Annotated in this window: 1 protein-coding gene; it reads right to left on the bottom strand. The window is 65.8% G+C overall.

Translation table 11 applies throughout. The features are described 5' to 3' along the window. The coding region (locus ADL08_RS14285; protein WP_053642780.1) for a transposase at positions 1 to 266 on the bottom strand (266 nt) is incomplete at both ends.

Below are 266 nucleotides of genomic sequence, written 5' to 3'. Positions count from 1 at the left end.
CGAGACCGAGGAAGGCCGGGTAGTTGCGGGGATGGCGCTCGTAGCGGTGGTTGAGCCGGCGGTAGCCGGTCAGCCAGGACATGGTCCGCTCGATCACCCGCCTGCGGCGGCCGAGTCGTTCGGAGGATTCGATGCCCTTACGCGCGATGCGGACGCCGATGCGTTTCCCGCGGAGCCATTTCCGCAGCTCAGGTATGTCGTAGGCTTTGTCGGCGTGCAGACGCTGTGGTTTGAAGTGACGGCCGCGATGGGGGTCGTGTCTCGTT

The sequence above is a fragment of the Streptomyces sp. NRRL F-6492 genome (genome assembly GCF_001280125.1).
In the GTDB taxonomy this organism is placed as follows: domain Bacteria; phylum Actinomycetota; class Actinomycetes; order Streptomycetales; family Streptomycetaceae; genus Streptomyces.
Note: the sequence above shows the minus strand (reverse complement) of the source record. Positions and strands in the feature narration are given on the sequence as shown.